The 16,265-nt window shown below is 65.3% G+C and carries 18 protein-coding genes and 1 pseudogene; 6 read left to right on the top strand and 13 right to left on the bottom strand.

The window, feature by feature from the left end; genetic code table 11:
* Window positions 1–53 precede the first annotated feature (53 nt).
* Window positions 54–656, bottom strand: a complete 603-nt coding sequence (gene leuD, locus LJD17_RS01065) for a 3-isopropylmalate dehydratase small subunit (protein WP_227382030.1) — start codon at window positions 654–656, stop codon at window positions 54–56.
* Between the two features lie 372 nt (window positions 657–1,028).
* Here leuD and LJD17_RS01070 point away from each other — a divergent pair, with 372 nt between their 5' ends.
* A complete protein-coding gene (locus LJD17_RS01070) occupies window positions 1,029–2,255 on the top strand; it encodes a polysaccharide pyruvyl transferase family protein (protein WP_227382031.1) in 1,227 nt (408 codons plus the stop codon).
* 36 nt (window positions 2,256–2,291) lie between these two features.
* On the opposite strand, the gene LJD17_RS01075 is transcribed toward LJD17_RS01070, so the two are convergent.
* Entirely contained in the window at window positions 2,292–2,699 is a 408-nt protein-coding gene (locus tag LJD17_RS01075) for a metallopeptidase family protein (RefSeq protein WP_227382032.1), read from the bottom strand.
* An 11-nt stretch (window positions 2,700–2,710) separates the two neighbouring features.
* Window positions 2,711–2,959: a hypothetical protein gene (locus LJD17_RS01080; protein ID WP_227382033.1), complete on the bottom strand. Its 249-nt coding sequence runs from the start codon at window positions 2,957–2,959 to the stop codon at window positions 2,711–2,713.
* Between the two features lie 121 nt (window positions 2,960–3,080).
* On the opposite strand from LJD17_RS01080, the gene LJD17_RS01085 reads away from it, so the two are divergent.
* Window positions 3,081–3,395: a hypothetical protein gene (locus tag LJD17_RS01085; protein WP_227382034.1), complete on the top strand. Its 315-nt coding sequence runs from the start codon at window positions 3,081–3,083 to the stop codon at window positions 3,393–3,395.
* Window positions 3,396–3,466: 71 nt separating this feature from the next.
* Here LJD17_RS01085 and leuC read toward each other — a convergent pair whose 3' ends face one another.
* From leuC to LJD17_RS01100, 3 genes and pseudogenes are all read right to left on the bottom strand, one after another.
* Entirely contained in the window at window positions 3,467–4,873 is a 1,407-nt protein-coding gene (gene leuC, locus LJD17_RS01090) for a 3-isopropylmalate dehydratase large subunit (protein ID WP_227382037.1), read from the bottom strand.
* A 223-nt stretch (window positions 4,874–5,096) separates the two neighbouring features.
* A complete protein-coding gene (gene rplS, locus LJD17_RS01095; protein WP_227382038.1) occupies window positions 5,097–5,489 on the bottom strand; it encodes a 50S ribosomal protein L19 in 393 nt (130 codons plus the stop codon).
* A gap of 123 nt (window positions 5,490–5,612) precedes the next feature.
* A pseudogene (locus tag LJD17_RS01100) lies at window positions 5,613–6,087 on the bottom strand (Lrp/AsnC family transcriptional regulator).
* A gap of 99 nt (window positions 6,088–6,186) precedes the next feature.
* Here LJD17_RS01100 and LJD17_RS01105 point away from each other — a divergent pair.
* Window positions 6,187–7,098, top strand: a complete 912-nt coding sequence (locus tag LJD17_RS01105) for a DMT family transporter (protein ID WP_227382040.1) — start codon at window positions 6,187–6,189, stop codon at window positions 7,096–7,098.
* A gap of 36 nt (window positions 7,099–7,134) precedes the next feature.
* Here LJD17_RS01105 and trmD read toward each other — a convergent pair whose 3' ends face one another.
* The 5 genes from trmD to LJD17_RS01130 all read right to left on the bottom strand — a co-directional run bounded on the left by trmD (window position 7,135) and on the right by LJD17_RS01130 (window position 10,872).
* Entirely contained in the window at window positions 7,135–7,839 is a 705-nt protein-coding gene (trmD, locus tag LJD17_RS01110; protein ID WP_227382042.1) for a tRNA (guanosine(37)-N1)-methyltransferase TrmD, read from the bottom strand.
* Window positions 7,836–8,567 (bottom strand): ribosome maturation factor RimM, encoded by a 732-nt coding sequence (gene rimM / locus LJD17_RS01115; protein WP_406600754.1) that lies wholly within the window; start codon window positions 8,565–8,567, stop codon window positions 7,836–7,838. The genes trmD and rimM overlap by 4 nt, the downstream gene beginning before the upstream one ends.
* Before the next feature lie 5 nt (window positions 8,568–8,572).
* Entirely contained in the window at window positions 8,573–8,935 is a 363-nt protein-coding gene (gene rpsP / locus LJD17_RS01120) for a 30S ribosomal protein S16 (RefSeq protein WP_227382044.1), read from the bottom strand.
* 159 nt (window positions 8,936–9,094) lie between these two features.
* Window positions 9,095–10,654, bottom strand: a complete 1,560-nt coding sequence (gene ffh, locus LJD17_RS01125) for a signal recognition particle protein (RefSeq protein WP_227382046.1) — start codon at window positions 10,652–10,654, stop codon at window positions 9,095–9,097.
* Between the two features lie 2 nt (window positions 10,655–10,656).
* Entirely contained in the window at window positions 10,657–10,872 is a 216-nt protein-coding gene (locus LJD17_RS01130; protein WP_227382048.1) for an eL24 family ribosomal protein, read from the bottom strand.
* 611 nt (window positions 10,873–11,483) lie between these two features.
* Between LJD17_RS01130 and LJD17_RS01135 the strand changes: the two genes are divergently transcribed.
* Window positions 11,484–12,485: an MBL fold metallo-hydrolase gene (locus tag LJD17_RS01135; protein WP_227382049.1), complete on the top strand. Its 1,002-nt coding sequence runs from the start codon at window positions 11,484–11,486 to the stop codon at window positions 12,483–12,485.
* Here the strand turns inward: LJD17_RS01135 and LJD17_RS01140 are convergent.
* Together LJD17_RS01140 and LJD17_RS01145 are read right to left on the bottom strand one after the other, a co-directional pair.
* Window positions 12,448–13,119 carry an HAD family hydrolase gene (locus LJD17_RS01140; RefSeq protein WP_227382050.1) on the bottom strand — a complete coding sequence of 224 codons (672 nt, stop codon included), beginning with the start codon at window positions 13,117–13,119 and terminating at the stop codon, window positions 12,448–12,450. The genes LJD17_RS01135 and LJD17_RS01140 overlap by 38 nt on opposite strands.
* Before the next feature lie 9 nt (window positions 13,120–13,128).
* On the bottom strand, window positions 13,129–13,929 hold the full coding sequence (locus LJD17_RS01145; RefSeq protein ID WP_227382051.1) for a GyrI-like domain-containing protein: 801 nt from the start codon (window positions 13,927–13,929) through the stop codon (window positions 13,129–13,131).
* Window positions 13,930–14,101: 172 nt separating this feature from the next.
* Between LJD17_RS01145 and dapF the strand changes: the two genes are divergently transcribed.
* Both dapF and mtaB read left to right on the top strand, forming a co-directional pair.
* Entirely contained in the window at window positions 14,102–14,986 is an 885-nt protein-coding gene (dapF, locus tag LJD17_RS01150; RefSeq protein WP_227382052.1) for a diaminopimelate epimerase, read from the top strand.
* Entirely contained in the window at window positions 14,986–16,239 is a 1,254-nt protein-coding gene (mtaB, locus tag LJD17_RS01155; RefSeq protein ID WP_227382053.1) for a tRNA (N(6)-L-threonylcarbamoyladenosine(37)-C(2))-methylthiotransferase MtaB, read from the top strand. Before dapF ends, mtaB begins: the two co-directional genes overlap by 1 nt.
* The last annotated feature ends 26 nt before the right edge of the window (window positions 16,240–16,265 follow it).

Genomic DNA, 16,265 nt, shown 5'->3' on the forward strand with positions numbered 1-16,265 from the left:
GGGATTGCGCCCGCCGGATGCTTCGCCATGTCCGTAAGGACGACGGTGATGGCTCAGGCCCAGGCGCGCTCGGCCAGCTTCTTCTCGAACGTATCGATGGTGCCGGCCTTTTCCATCGTCAGGCCGATGCCGTCGAGGCCGTTGAGCAGGCAATGCTTCCGGAAGGGATCGATGTCGAACGTGACCGCTCCCCCGTCGGGACCCCGGATTTCCTGCTTCTCGAGATCGACCGTCAAGGTCGCATTGGCGCCGCGTTCCGCATCGTCGAACAGCTTCTCCAGGTCCTCCGGGCTCACGACGATCGGCAGAATCCCGTTCTGGAAGCAGTTGTTGTAGAAGATATCCGCGAAGCTCGTGGAGATCACGCAGCGGATGCCGAAATCGAGTAGCGCCCAGGGGGCGTGCTCCCGGGACGAGCCGCAGCCGAAATTGTCGCCCGCCACGAGGATCTGCGCCTTGCGGTAAGCCGGCTGGTTGAGGACGAAATCCGGGTTCTCCGTACCGTCTTCGCGATAGCGCATTTCGGAGAAGAGACCCGTTCCAAGCCCCGTGCGCTTGATCGTCTTCAGGTACTGCTTGGGAATGATCATGTCCGTATCGACATTGATGATCCGCAGCGGTGCCGCGACGCTTTCCAGCACAGTAAACTTATCCATGGTCCATTCCGTCCTTGAGCGGCAGCGGGCCTGCCGGAGAAGCGTCATATCAAAGGCGCCGCCACAGGACTAGGCCCATCACGGTCGCGGCCCCCTTGCGATCGGCGCAGGGACCGCAGCCGACGGACCCGTTCGCCGGAGTGTCGCGTCGCGCCCGTGGATCGACACGCGCGAGATGGAGGACAACGCCGACAACAACCGCCGCGCGCCAAAGTTTTCGATTCGAAGACGACAATACTTTGAATTTCGAAGCAATTCGTGACGTCTTTATATCTAAATAATAATTCTCCAATTTATTAATTAATACTTGTCGGGAAGATATCGAATTCTTAGTACGTCTGCTCTCAACGCGCAGCAGAAGGGTGTCATGCCATGGCGGAGACGATGGTTTCAGGTCGGCCGAGCGAACAGGAAAAGCTGGCCCGCAAGCCCGCCCCAAAGCCCTTGCGCGTCGCGATTCTCTGGAAGACGCCGTCCCTGGGTCTTTATTCCAACGCACCCTTCGATGAACTCTACAGCGGCATCGGGCACAACAACGGAAATCTTGCCTTCGTGTACGCGGTGGCCAGCCAGATCACCAATCCGGTCAAGTTCTATCCCTGGGGCGTATCCGCGAAAACGCTGCAGGACAACGCGGATCTGGTCGTCATTCCGTGTGCGAACCAGCTCGGCCGCCACACCGATTACGGCCGCATGGCGTCCAATCTCGAAGAGGCCGGCCTTCCCATCGTGGCCATCGGCCTCGGCGCGCAGGCCGACAGCTACGATCACGACATCGAGCTCAACGCGGGCACGCTGCGCTGGGCGCAGGTCATTGCCGCGTCGAACCCGTCTTCCGCGTCGGCCAACATTTATACGCGCGGCGCCTATACGACCTCACAGCTGGACAAGCTGGGTCTCAAAGGATCGCTTCCCGGCGGCTGCCCGTCCTATTTCATCAACCGGGAGCCCGGACTGGGGCGCAAGATCGGCGCGCGCTGGAAACAGACCGAATGGCCCCGGTCCATCTCGGTGACGGCAGGCCACCAATCCTGGCTCAAGACCCGGGACATCGAGCACCAGCTCATCGGGCTGATGTTGGATCCGGCCGCTCCCGGCCAGTATGTCGTCCAGTCCATGGGCGAGATGATCAAGGCATCGCGCGGGCTCTTCGACGGGATCGAGCCCCATACCCTCAAGGCCATCCAGGATCATACCGTTCCGCACTATTCCCTCGATGAGTTCAAGGCCTGGTGTCGCAACTACATGCGCTCCTACTATGATGTCCCGGCCTGGATGGACAGCTTGCGCCGCCACGATCTGACGATCGGCTGCCGGTATCACGGAGTGGCTCTCGCCCTTCAGGCGGAAGGGATGGGTCTGACGGTCACCATCGACTCCCGCACCCGCGAGCTTTGCGAAAATACCGGTGTGCCGCACGTGCAGGCCGGCGACCTTGTGGCGCCGCTCACGCGGGCTCGTCTCAAGAAGCTCGTGACATTCGACCCCGAGGCTTACGACAGGCATCGTGCGCAAGCGGCCGGACGCTACCGGGACTTTCTCGTCGCCAACCGCCTTCAACCGGCAGCTTTTCTGGAGCAGATCGCGAAAGGCGCATAAGGGTCGGCGCAGGTCACGGCACGATGCCGGCGAGCGCTACTCCGCTGCCGCCTCGATGGCCTCCATGTCCTCGTCGGACAGGCCGAAATGATGGCCGATCTCGTGGACCAGCACGTGGGTGACGATGTCGCCCAGGGTTTCCTCGTGCTCGGCCCAGTAATCGAGGATCGGACGGCGATACAGCCACACCATGTTGGGAAACTGCCCCGTCTCCAGAACGGCGCTTCCTTGCGCGAGACCGACGCCGCGGAAAAGGCCCAGAAGATCGAACGGGCTTTCGCAGCCCATGTCGCGCAAGGTGTCGTCGTCGGGAAAATCGTCGATGCGGATCACCACGCCGTCGCATAAACGGCGGAACGCCTCCGGCAGGCGGGCGAACGCCTCGTGCGCCAGAGCTTCGAAATCCGCGACGGACGGGGCCTGCAGGGAAGCGAGCGGGTTCATCGTGAGGACCGTCAGACCAGCTTGAGCTGCACGGCCAGCCAATAGGTGAGGACGATCACGCCGATCACGGAAAGCGTGCGCCCGATACGACGTCCCCACAGCTCGATGGGGTCGGTTCCGCCTCCCTCGGCCTCCCCGATGGCGTCGCGGCCGGTAAAATGATCCGTCATGCGCCGGAGAGAGGACGAACCGAAGGTCTCCGAATCGCGCTGCACCCGGTCGAGAATATCCCGGGATTCCTCGTCCTTCTTGCCCATCATCTGCTCCTGTGGAAGCCCGCCGAACGGCGGAAGCCGCGAAACCCAAAGATTCCTAAAGGGAACGTGTTGTCCAGCTTCACGTTGATCCGACCAGGTATCGTTTAGCAGAGATGAGGTTCTAATGCGTCACTTTCTCGGAATCCTGGCGACAGCCGGGCTGGTGGTTTTCGGCTCCGGCGTTGCGTCGGCACAAGGCCTGGACGTGCGGGTCGGCGTCGGCGACCGGGGCCCCGGCATGAGGGTCGTGCGGGATGAGTATCGCCCCGCCCACCGCCATCATGTCATCGAGCGCCGCGTGATCGAGCGTCCGGCTCGTTCGCGCACGGTGTGCCGCACGGTCGTGCGCGAACACGTCCGCCCGAGCGGCGTCGTGGTGCGCCGTCCGACGGAAGTGTGCCGCCAGGTGGTCGGTAGCCGCCGGGTCTATGTGGACTGAGAACCCGGTATTCCAAACGAAAAGCGGCGGCCTCAAAGGCCGCCGCTTTTTCATGAAACTCACCGACCGTGTCAGGCCCAGGTGCGGATATCCACAAACCGTCCTGCGATCGCCGCCGCTGCCGCCATGGCGGGCGACACGAGATGCGTCCGCCCCTTGAAGCCCTGGCGGCCCTCGAAGTTACGGTTCGACGTGGAAGCGCAGCGCTCCTGGGGAGCGAGGCGGTCCGCATTCATGGCCAGGCACATGGAGCAGCCGGGCTCGCGCCAATCAAAGCCCGCAGCCTTGAAGATCCGGTCGAGCCCTTCGGCCTCCGCCTGCATCTTCACGATGCCGGAGCCGGGAACGATCATGGCATTGACGCTCTCGGCGACGCGCTTTCCTTCCACGACCTTGGCGACAGCCCGCAGATCCTCGATGCGGCCGTTCGTGCAGGAGCCGATGAAGACCCGGTCGAGGGTGATGTCGGTGATCTTCTGGCCTGGCTTCAGACCCATGTAGTCGAGAGCCCGCCACTTGGAGAGGCGCTTGTTCTCATCCTGGATCTCGTCGGGGTCCGGCACCGCGCCCGTGACGGAAATCACATCCTCCGGGCTCGTGCCCCAGGTGACGATCGGCGGGAGGCTGGCGGCGTCGAGCCGGATCTCCGTATCGAAGAACGCTCCCTCGTCCGACCGCAGGGTGTCCCAGTAGCGCACGGCCGCGTCCCAAGCCTCGCCCTTCGGCGTCTTGGGGCGATCCTTCAGATACGCATAGGTCTTCTCGTCCGGCGCCACCATGCCGGCGCGGGCGCCGCCTTCGATGGACATGTTGCAGACCGTCATCCGGCCTTCCATGGACAGAGCCCGGATCGCCTCGCCGGCGTATTCGATCACGTGACCGGTGCCGCCCGCGGTGCCGATCTCGCCGATGATCGCCAGGACGATGTCCTTTGCGGTGACGCCGGCGGGCAGCTGCCCGTCCACGGTCACGCGCATGTTCTTGGCCTTCCTCTGGATCAGGGTCTGGGTGGCGAGCACGTGCTCCACCTCCGAGGTCCCGATGCCATGGGCAAGGGCCCCGAAGGCCCCGTGGGTCGAGGTGTGGCTGTCGCCGCACACGATCGTCATGCCGGGCAAGGTGAAGCCCTGCTCCGGACCGACCACGTGCACGATGCCCTGACGGGCGTCGCGCTCGTCGTAGTACTCGACGCCGAATTCCCTGGCGTTGTGAGCGAGGGTTTCCACCTGCATGGCGGATTCAGGATCGTCGATGCCCTTGGAGCGATCCGTGGTCGGCACGTTGTGGTCCACCACCGCCAAGGTCTTGGTGGGCTGACGGACCTTGCGGCCGGCCATGCGCAGCCCTTCGAAAGCCTGCGGGCTGGTCACCTCGTGAACGAGGTGGCGATCAATGTAGAGAAGGCACGTCCCATCATCCTGCCGGTCGACGACATGGTCGTCGAAGATCTTGTCATAGAGGGTGCGGGGGTCAGCCATGGTTCTCGATCCACGAAACAACGAAATGCGGTTTGGGTGTTTAGCCGGTCTCACCGATGACGGGAAGGCGTCCTAGGAGCGCACGGCCTTGAAATCAATGCATAGCCGGGAAGCTGCGGCGCGCAACAAAATTTTTCGTGCCTCAGGTTGTCCGGCAGGCTCAATGCAAAAAAGCGCGGCCTCGCAGCCGCGCCTTTCATCTGCCGCTTGCGCGAAAAAAGCCTTACTCGGCGGCGGCCGGTGCGGCGGCGCCCTTGTCCTGCCGGTCGGTGCGCTCGGCGATACGAGCCGACTTACCGCGACGGTCGCGCAGGTAGTACAGCTTGGCGCGGCGAACGGCGCCACGGCGCACGACCTTGATGGAATCGATCATCGGCGAGTAGATCGGGAAGACGCGCTCGACGCCCTCGCCGTAGGAAATCTTGCGGACGGTGAAGCTCTCGTGAAGGCCGCCACCGGAACGAGCGATGCAGACGCCCTCGTAGGCCTGAACGCGGGTACGCTCGCCTTCCTTCACCTTGACGTTGACGATCACGGTATCGCCGGGCTGGAAATCGGGAATGGTCTTGCCGAGCTTGGCGATCTGCTCTTGCTCGAGCTGCTGGATGAGGTTCATGATCTTAACTCCTGCCGTTACGAGGTCTCGAGAAACCCGAGCTCGTGGGATTTCGGCGTCCTGTTTTAAGTTGAGGCGGGCCCTATACAGGAATTTCCTGCCTGTGTCGAGACGGTGTGACGTTCACAGCGGCGGCAGCCGGCGCTTGACCGGGGTCGATTTGACGATCGACGTGCTGGTCTGTGCCCGCTGGGCGATCTTGTCGAGGATCGGATCGAGCTCGTCGATGCTGCGCAGGGCGTAGCGGGCGATATAGCAATCGTCCCCCGTGACCTTGTCGCACTCGATGACCTCCGGGCTTTCGACCAGGAGCTTCTCGACCAGATGCAGCTGCCCCGGCAAGGGGCCTGACTCGGACGATGGCCGTGAGCGTATAGCCCAGGGCTCGGGTGTCCAGATCGACCCGGTAGCCGCTGATCAGGCCGCCCTCCTCCAGCCGACGCAGCCGCTCGCCGACGCTTGGCGCCGAAAGACCGACCCTTCGGGCGAGATCCGCCAGCGACAGGCGCGCATTCTCCGTCAGGGCCTCGACCAGAGCACGGTCGGTGTCGTCGAGTGACGGACTTTCATTTCGAAGTTTCTTGACGCCATTCGCCATGTCTTCACGTCCACAAACTGCGCTTCTGCCTTTTGTTGCGAGGGTACGCCGCCCCACCGGCCTCGTAAAGTGTGAACCGCCATGAAGCAGGAGGGTCCCATGAGCGGAAGAGCAGCGCGCGGCGGCTGGCTGGAGATGGTCGGCGCGATGGCCATGTCGGGCACCATCGGCTACTTCGTGATCGAGTCCGGCCAATCGATCTGGAACGTCGTGTTCTTCCGGTGCCTGTTCGGCGCCTTGAGCTTGTCGGCCTATTGCGGCTGGCGCGGTCTTCTGGTGCCTTGGCGCTTCACCCGGACCACGTTTCTCCTGTCGCTCCTCGGGGGCGCGGCGATCGTCCTCAACTGGGTTCTGCTGTTCTCCGCCTATCGGCTGACTTCGATCTCGATCGCCACCGCGGTCTACAACATGCAGCCCTTCTTCCTGATCCTCCTGGGAATCGTGCTGTTCGGAGAAAGGCCGACCCGCGATGCGTGGGGATTCATCGCGCTCGCGTTCGTCGGGCTGTTGCTGGTGGTCAGGATCGATGCGTCGGGATTTTCCCTCACCGGCGGATATCTGGCGGGTCTCGGGCTCGCCCTCGGCGCGGCCGCCCTCTACGCGGTCGCTTCCGTCGTGGCCAAGCGCCTGAAGGAGATCCCGCCCCATCTGATCGCGCTGGTCCAGGCCGTTCTCGGCACCCTGATGCTGGGACCGTTCACCGATTTCGCGGCGCTGCCCGCACGGGCGACACAATGGGGTTATCTGGTGACCCTCGGGGTCGCCCATACGGGCATCATGTATATCCTGCTCTATTCCGCGCTCCAGAAACTGCCGACCGCGCGGGTGGCGGTTCTGTCCTTCGTCTATCCGGCGGTCGCGATCCTGGTGGATTATCTGGCCTATGGGCGGGAACTGTCGCCCGCTCAGTGGAGCGGGATCATCCTGATCCTTCTCGGAAGCGCGGGCGTGAATCTCAAGTGGCGCTTCGGTCTCGGCCGGCCGCTACGGCCGGTCGCCGTGCAGGACTAGCGCATCATGCGGAAAAAGCGGCTCCGGTCGTCCAGGCTAGGCGTCGCGCGCTTGCAGGAGATCTTGCAGGAGATCCGGCCGCCGCTCGCGGGTGATCCGTTCGGCTTCCGCCCGCCGCCATTTGTCGATGGCGGCATGGTTTCCGTTGAGCAGGACTTCCGGAATCGACCGCTCCTCCCATTCCCGGGGCCGGGTGTATTGGGGATATTCGAGGCGATTGCCCTCGAAGCTCTCCTCGTGGCCCGAGGCTTCCTTGCCCATGACGCCGGGCAGGAGCCGCACGCAGGCATCGAGCAGGACGAGAGCCGCGATTTCACCGCCGGACAGCACGTAATCGCCGATCGACACCTCTTCGAGCCGGCGACCTTCGATCACGCGCTCGTCGACGCCCTCGAACCGGCCGCAGACGATCACCGCCCCGGGCCCGGCCGCGAGCTCGCGCACGCGGCTTTGCGTCAGCGGCTTTCCGCGTGGGCTCATGAGCAGTTTCGGCCGGGGATCGTCCGGCCCGACAGCCGCATCGAGGGCGGCCGCCATCACGTCGCAGCGAAGCACCATGCCGACCCCGCCGCCGGCGGGCGTATCGTCCACGTTCCGGTGCCGTCCGATGCCGTGGTCGCGGATGTTGCGCGCCTCGAGCGTCCAGACCTGCCGCGCGAGAGCATCCCCCGACAGGGACAGGCCGAGAGGTCCCGGAAACATCTCGGGGTAAAGGGTCAGGACGGTCGCGGAAAACGTCACGCCTCGTCCTCGGGCTGGGGCCGCGCGGGCGCGAAGAAATCCTCCGGCAGGGCCGCGACGACGCGCTTTCCGGCGATGTCCACCACGGGCACGAAGGCTCTGGTGAAGGGCAGGAGCGCCGTTGCGCCGGTATTCGCCGAGCGGATGTCGAGCAGATCGCCGCCGCCGTAATTGGGCACGTCGACGATGGTGCCGATCACCGCTCCGGCCTCATCCTGCACCGACAGACCGATGAGATCGGCCAACAAAAATTCATCGTCTTCGCCGGGGGGCAAAAGCTTGCTGCGTTCCACATGCAGCTGGACGCGATTGAGCGCCTCGGCGGCTTCCCGCGTCGTGATGCCCGTCACTTGGGCGATCAGCATGTCGGGCGCCGCGCCACCGGCCGGACGGACCTTTTGAAGGGAAAACTTGCGGCCCTGGGCGTCGATCAGCGGAACGTATTCGGCAATCGCCGCAGGATCGCCGGTAAAGGATTTCAGCCGCACTTCGCCTCTCAGGCCATGGGCGCGGCCGAACTCCCCCACAAGGACGAGCTCGCCCTGCCGAAGCGGCGGCGAGCCCTGGTCGTCCTTGGGGCGGGTCCCCGGAGAGGACGGTGGAGACGCGCCCTGAAACGGGTCGGCGCCGACACCTCCACTCCCGTCTCTCCCCGGGGTCTTCCGGGTGCTCCCGGACCCCGGCGAGAGAGAAGAAGTGGAGCGCTGGTTGGAGCGCTCCTTCTTCATCATGCTTACGCAGCCTCGCCTTCGGCCGGAGCCGCGGACGCGGCGGCCTTGGCATCGGCGCGCTCCTGGGCCTTCTTGCCCGGAACGGCCTTCTGCGGGTTGTTGCGCGGAGCGCGCTTCAGGAGGCCGGCGGCGTCGAGGAAGCGCAGAACGCGGTCGGTCGGCTGGGCGCCCTTGGCGAGCCAGGCCTGAACCTTCTCGGTGTCGAGCACCACGCGGCCCGCGTCGTCCTTCGGCTTCATCGGGTCATAGGTGCCGACCTTCTCGATGAAGCGGCCATCGCGCGGGGAGCGCGAGTCGGCCACGACGATGCGGTAGTAGGGACGCTTCTTCGCACCACCACGGGTGAGACGGATCTTCAGGGACATGGGTAACTCCTTCTGGTGTCCTGTGATCAAACCTTTTCGATGTCATCCCCGCGAAGGCGGGGATCCATAACCGCTGACGGCGCCGGATCGAAAACCGGCAGTGGTTATGGATTCCGGGCTCCGCTGACGCGACCCCGGAATGACGCGAACTTCAAACCTTCACTTCTTCTTCCCGAACGGAAGGCCGCCGATTCCCGGAAGCCCGGGGATCTTCGGCCCGCCGAGACCCGGCAGGCCCGGTACGCCCTTCGGCATCGGCGGAAGAGCACCGCCCGGAAACTCGGGCAGCTTGCCGCCCATCTGCTTCTGCAGCGCCTCGATCTGCTCCGGCGTCGGCTGGGGCATGCCGCCCATGCCGGGCATGCCGCCGCCTCCGAGGCCGAACATCTTGCCGAGCGCGCCGGCCATGCCCTTGCCCTTGCCGCCGCCCATCATCTTCATGACGTCGGCCATCTGGCGGTGCATCTTGAGCAGCTTGTTGATGTCCTCGACCTTCATGCCGGAACCGGCGGCGATGCGCTTTTTCCGCGAGGCCTTGAGGATATCGGGATTGCGGCGCTCGGCCGGAGTCATGGAGTCGATGATGGCGCGCTGGCGCTTGATAACCTTGTCGTCGAGATTGGCGTTCTCGAGCTGCGCCTTCATCTTGGCGACGCCGGGCAACATGCCGAGCATGCCGCCGATGCCGCCGATCTTCTCCATCTGGGCGAGCTGGTCGCGCAGGTCCTCCAGGTCGAACTTGCCCTTGCGCATCTTCTGCGCGAGAGCCATCGCCTTTTCCTGGTCGATATTCTCCGCCGCCTTCTCCACGAGGGAGACGATGTCGCCCATCCCGAGAATGCGGTTGGCGACGCGGGAGGGATGAAACTCTTCCAGCGCATCGACCTTTTCGCCCGTACCGACGAGCTTGATCGGCTTGCCGGTGACCGCGCGCATGGACAGCGCCGCGCCGCCGCGGGCATCGCCGTCCATACGGGTCAGCACGATGCCGGTGACACCGAGACGCTGGTCGAAGGCGCGGGCGGTGTTGACCGCATCCTGGCCGGTGAGCGCGTCGGCGACGAGGAGAACCTCGTGCGGATTCGTGGCCGCCTTCACCTCGGCGGCCTCGGTCATCAGCGCCTCGTCCACCGTGACGCGGCCGGCGGTGTCGAGCATGACCACGTCGTAGCCACCGAGGCGCGCGGCCTCCATGGCCCGACGGGCAATCTGCACCGCCGATTGTCCGGCCACGATGGGAAGCGTGTCGACGCCGACCTGCTTGCCGAGAACCGCGAGCTGCTCCATGGCGGCGGGGCGGCGGGTGTCGAGGGAGGCCAGCAGCACCCGGCGCTTGTCGCGATCCGTCAGGCGCTTGGCGATCTTGGCGGTGGTGGTGGTTTTACCCGAGCCCTGAAGGCCGACCATCAGGATGCCGACCGGCGGGGCCGCATTGAGGTCGATGACCTCGGCTTCCGCACCCAGCATCTCCGCGAGCTGGTCATGGACGATCTTGACCACCTGCTGACCGGGCGAGACCGACTTGATCACTTCCGCGCCGACCGCGCGCGCCCGGACCTTGTCGGTGAAGGACCGCACCACCTCGAGGGCGACGTCGGCCTCCAACAGAGCCCGCCTGACTTCACGCAGGGCCGCGTTCACATCCTCCTCCGTCAACGCGCCCCGGCGCGTGAGGGAGTTCAGAATGTTGGAGAGTTTATCGGAAAGGCCTTCGAACATGATCAATCCATCTCTTTTGCGATGAGCGGTACATCGCGCTTCGCAAGGGCCTTTTCAAAGTGGTCGATCGCCGCCTTGAACTTGTCCCGGCAGCCCGGATTGCAGAAGCCGACGACCTCGCCGCGATAAAGGGTGAGCGAGTCCGCCGCGATCGGTTTTCCCGACCACGGACAGGTCTCGTTGACCGCGTCCTCGATGCGCAAGGTGTCATCCGACATCCGCTATCCCTTTCGGCGCGAAGCCCAAATGAGAACGCGCCCGAGGGCGCATCGCGCTGTCGGGCGTTGACCTCCAGCCTCTCGGGCTGGTCGGCGGCTCAAAGGGCTCGCTCTACAGATTTGAGGGCAGCACCTAAGGGTGAAACGAGGAAAAGTCAAGGAAAGACAACGCCCCGGGAGGTTCCGGCCTCACCGCCCCTCAGTGCGAACACCGTCTTGTCATTCCGGGGCGCCGCAGGCGAGCCCGGAAACCAGAACCGCTGAGGGTGCTGGAAACGAACGCAACGGATGCCATGGCTCTTCATCATGAACCGTTGTGTTTATGGGTTCCGGGCTCTCGCTTTTGCTCGCCCCGGAATGACAGGAGCACCGCCCGTCATTCCGGGGCGCCGCAGGCGAGCCCGGAACCCATATACGCTGAGCTTGACGAGAGGAGTTCACGGCCACCGCCGCTCCCTATTGCACCATGAGCGGTTCTGGGTTCCGGGCTCTCGCTCACGCTCGCCCCGGAATGACAGGGCGGCTCCGGGAATGACGGCGGGGAGTGTTCCTCTTGCGGAAATCCTGCGGTCTCCCCACGCTTAAGGCATGGCTTCTTCCTCGATCTCCCGATGAAACATCGCAAGCTCCCGGCGCGCCCGCGCAATCCTTATTATTCCGGTCCCGTCTCCGATCACTTCGACGGCACGCGCTTCTTTTTGCCGAGCCAGCCCCCGGACAAAGGTCTGGGCGAATTGTTGCGCTGGCGGTTGGGAAACAGGCGGACGGCGTGGCCGAAACGCTATCCGAGCCCCTTTCAGGACAAGCCGCCGGAGGCGGTGGCGGACCTGCGCATCACCTTGATCGGCCACGCCTCGTTCCTGATCCAGGTGGCCGGCCTGAACATCCTCACCGATCCCGTTTTCGCCGACCGGGCGAGTCCCTTCGCCTTTGCGGGACCCAAGCGCCTCAACCCGCCCGGCGTCGCGATGGCGGATCTGCCGCCGATCCACGCGGTGCTGATCACCCACAACCACTACGATCACCTCGATCTTTCGGCGATCGGCCGTCTCTGGCGGGAGCACCGACCGCGGCTTCTGGCGCCCCTCGGCAACGACGCCATCATTCGGGCCGCTCATCCCGACATTCCGGTCGAGACCCGGGACTGGGGCGAGTCCTTCGATCTGGGCCACGCGGTCACGGCCCATCTGACGCCCAGCTACCACTGGTCGGCCCGGGGCATGCGGGACCGGCGCATGGCGCTCTGGTGCGCCTATGTGCTCACGACGCCGGCGGGCACGATCTATCACGTGGGCGATACGGGCTTCGGCGACGGTCGGATCTTTCGCGACGTGCGCGCCCGTTTCGGTCCGCCCCGGGTGGCCCAGCTGCCCATCGGCGCCTACGAGCCGCGCTGGTTCATGAAGCCGCAGCACATGAATCCGGAGGATGCGGTGAGGGCCTTCGGGCTTCTCGGCGCCGAGCAGGCCCTCGGCCACCATTGGGGAACGTTCCGGCTCACCGACGAGGGCATCGATGCGCCCCCTCGGGCCCTGGCGGCCGCGCTGGCGGAAGCGGACGTGCCGGCGGAACGGTTCAGGCCCTTGCGGCCCGGACAGGCTTGGGTGCCGTAAGCTCCAGAACCGGCGCCGCGAGGTCGGCGGGCGCATCCACGAGCCGGACGACCCCTGCTTCGAGCAGCTCTTCCCGGGAGCCGTAGCCCCAGGTCACGCCGATGGCCGGGAGGCCGTTGGCGCGGGCCCCGATGGCATCATGCTCGCGATCCCCGATCATCACGGCGGTTCCGGGATCGAACCCTTCGAGATCCATGATGTGCCGGATCAGGTCCCGCTTGTCGGCGTTGCGGTTGTCCAGTTCGGAACCGTAAACCGCGGCGAAAGAGTCCAGAAGCCCGAAATGCGCAACGATCCGCCGCGCATAGACATGGGGCTTCGAGGTCGCGACCACGAGCCGAATTCCCTGCTCCTTGAGCTCGTCGAGCAGGGCCGGGATGCCCGCATAGACCTCATTCTCGAAAAGGCCGATCTCGCCGAAGCGCTCACGGTACAGCCGCACGGCCTCCGGCGCGTCCTCGGGTCCGCCGAGAAGCTTGGTGAAGCCCGCGATCAGCGGCGGACCGATCATCCACGTGAGAGCGTCGGTGTCTGGAACCGGGCGGCCCAGCCTCTCCAGGGCGTATTGCACGCTGCGGGTGATGCCGATCTTCGGATCGGTCAATGTTCCGTCAAGGTCGAAGAGGGCGATCATCGCGCGAGGCTATTCCTTGGGCTGGACGTAGATGTTGATCTCGAGATTGGTGTCGGACGCCTCGGTCATCTCGGAAACGTATTCCTCGATGAACGCGTCCTTCGCGACGATATCCTTCGCGTCCAGATAGGCCGTGATGGTCTCATACGTGCCGTCGATCTCGTCATACGCGTCCTTGTGCACGAAGCGGAAAGCCTTGCCTTCCGGCGTCTTGCCGAACTTGATCTCGGGTGTGAGCTCCAGACGGCCTTCCGGTGCCTGCGCGATCGGAATCATGGCCTCGTAGCGGAAGCCCTTGTCGTCGGTCTGGGCGAAAACCGTCAGGGGCTTGCCGGCCGGTGCGATGCCGGCGTTTTTGAGGGCTCCCTCGATCTTGGCGAACGCGGCCTTGAGGTTGCCGAAGGCATCTTCCCAGTTGCTGGTGCCGGTGATGAAAGCCGTCGGCTTTCCGGGCAGCACCACCTCCTCGACGCCCGTGGGATCGCCGGGGGTCGGAATCAGCGCGGGCCGCGCGGCCGCCGATGGCGACGGGGCCGGGCTCGCGGGACTGGCGGGCGCCGGTTGCGCGGGAGCGGGGTCCGGCGCGGGCTGAGCAGGAGTCGGAGTCGCTTGGGTCGGAGCCGGTTGGGCGGGAGCCTCGCCCTGAGCCGTGGGCGTCGGCTTGTCGGCCGGTGGCTGAGCGACCGGCGCAGGTGACGGGCTCGCCTCGCCGGCGGGCGGCGTTGGGGCTGCCGGGGACGGTGTCTGCGCGAAGGCCGGGCCCATCGAAAGGGAGGCCAGAAGGCAGAGGAGAGGGAAACGGAGCCGCATCACGGGTGCCACCCATCGAATCAAAATTATGGATTTCTCCAATGCACCATAGAGACCTTTCGGGAGCGCTGCGAGGCCGTGTCGCAGGGACAGACGCCTCGTTTCCGGGCACCCCTGCCGTGCGGTCTCGTTCCCTCTCGCGATTTTCCTGATTTTGGGCCATATAGCCCCCATGAGCCCCCTCGCGAACCATCGTTTTCTCAAGATGAACGGTCTCGGCAACGAGATCACCGTGCTGGACCTGCGCGGCACCCCGTTGCGCGTCGGCGCCGCGGAGGCGCGCGCGATTGCCGCAGATTCCCGATCGCGTTTCGATCAGCTGATGGTCCTGCACGATCCCGTCACCCCCGGAACGGACGCGTTCCTGCGCATCTACAACACAGACGGTTCGGAATCCGGTGCCTGCGGCAACGGCACCCGCTGCGTCGCCTGGGCCATGACGGCCGATCCGATCATGAACCGCCCGTCCGGTGACACGCTCGTGCTCGAAACCAAGGCCGGCCTCCTGCCGACCGAGCGGATCTCGGATCAGGTGTTCACGGTCGACATGGGCCCGCCGCGGTTCGGCTGGCAGGACATTCCCCTCGGTATCCCGTTTCCCGATACGCGGACCATCGACCTGCAGACCCGTCTGCCGGAGGCCCCCGAGCTTGTCCGCCCCTCGGCCGTCAGCATGGGCAATCCCCATGCGATCTTCTGGGTCGAGAATGCGGGGGCCTATGACCTGACGGCCCTCGGGCCGAAGCTGGAGCACGACCCGGTATTTCCGGAACGGGCGAACATTTCCCTGGCTCAGGTTCTCGCACCGGACCACATCGTCCTGCACGTCTGGGAACGGGGCGCCGGCCTCACGCGCGCCTGCGGGTCCGCGGCCTGCGCCACGCTCGTCGCGGCGGCCCGCAAGGATCTGACGGGCCGCAGGGCAACCGTCTCCCTGCCCGGCGGCGATCTCCTGATCGAGTGGCGGGAAGGCGACAACCATGTCCTCATGACCGGACCGACGGAACTGGAGCACGAGGGGACCTTTTCCCCGTCCCTCTTCGCGGGAGCCGCCTGATGGGCGTCGAGGTCGTCACCTTCGGCTGCCGGCTCAACACCTACGAGTCCGAGGCCATGCAGCGCCATGCGGAGGAGGCGGGCCTCGGCGAGGTGGTGATCGTCAACACCTGCGCGGTCACCGCGGAGGCGGCCCGTCAGGCCCGGCAGTCGATCCGCAGGATCGCCCGGGAGAAGCCCGGCGCGCGGATCGTCGTCACGGGCTGCGCCGCCCAGGTCGAGCCGGAAACCTTCGCGTCCATGCCGGAAGTCGCAAAGGTTCTCGGCAACCATGAGAAGATGAAGGCCGAGACCTGGGGGTCCTTGCGCGATTTCGGCGTGGCCCTGAGCGAAAAAGTTCTCGTGAACGACATCATGGCGGTGAAGGAAACCGCCGTTCATCTGATCGACGGCATGCGGGGACGGACCCGCGCCTTCGTGCAGGTCCAGAACGGCTGCGACCACCGCTGCACGTTCTGCATCATTCCCTTTGGCCGCGGCAATTCCCGCTCGGTGCCCATGGGGGCTGTGGTGGACCAGGTCCGCACCCTCGTGGAACACGGGTCCCGCGAAGTGGTGCTGACCGGCGTCGACATCACCAGCTACGGCAAGGACCTTCCGGGCGAGCCGAAGCTCGGCACCCTGGTGAAGGGCCTTTTACGCCACGTGCCGGAGCTGGAGCGGCTTCGCATTTCGTCCATCGATTCCGTCGAGGCGGATGACGACCTCCTCGACGTGATCGCCCATGAGAGCCGCATGATGCCGCACCTGCATCTCTCGCTCCAGGCGGGCGACGACTTGGTTCTCAAGCGCATGAAGCGCCGCCACCTGCGCGACGACGCGATCCGGTTCTGCGAGCAGGTGAAGCGGCTTCGCTCCGACATGGTGTTCGGCGCCGACATCATCGCGGGCTTTCCGACCGAAACCGAAGAGATGTTCGCCCGCTCCCTCGACATCGTCGAGGAATGCGGCCTGACCCATCTCCATGTCTTTCCCTTCTCGCCCCGGCCCGGCACCCCGGCGGCGCGCATGCCGCAGGTGGCCCGCGACGTGGTGAAGGATCGCGCGCGGCGTTTGCGCGAGAAAGGCGAGGCTGCGCTGCTCAGGCATCTGTCCGGGGAAGTCGGCGCGCGCCGCAACGTGCTGGTCGAGACCGGACAGCTCGGGCGCACGGAAGGATTCACCCTGGTGCGTTTTTCCAGGCCCGTCGCAGCGGGAGAGATTCTGCCCGTGACCATTGCCGGACATGACGGCAGGGATCTGCTGGCGGCGTAACCGCAGGGCCGCCCGCTGTCCAAAAC

The organism is Microvirga rosea (assembly GCF_020595095.1).
Taxonomy (GTDB): Bacteria; Pseudomonadota; Alphaproteobacteria; order Rhizobiales; family Beijerinckiaceae; genus Microvirga; species Microvirga rosea.